Here is a 252-nt window from a genome sequence, read left to right on the forward strand (position 1 = left end):
GTTGGTCATCATCAATAATACCGCCATTGCCTGTTACACCACCGATCACCAATGGTAAGGATTCTGGGGACGCGGAATCGACGATGGCGTCATTGATTGTGGCGACGGTGACCGTGAAGGTACTAACACCTGCTGGAACAATCAGGCTGCCACCGACTAAGGTGACACCATTGCTAAATGTGGCTGTGCTGTTGTAATCGGCACCGGCTGTTGCTGTACCACCGCCTAAGTTGTAAGCATAAGTGGACGCCA

The 252-nt window shown here is 52.0% G+C and carries 1 protein-coding gene; it reads right to left on the reverse strand.

Going from position 1 to position 252, the window contains the following annotated elements:
• The coding region (locus tag H8K52_RS22155; protein WP_186924825.1) for a hypothetical protein at positions 1-252 on the reverse strand (252 nt) is incomplete at both ends.

It is taken from the genome of Affinundibacterium seohonense, from assembly GCF_014284305.1.
GTDB lineage: Bacteria > Pseudomonadota > Gammaproteobacteria > Burkholderiales > Burkholderiaceae_D > Undibacterium > Undibacterium seohonense.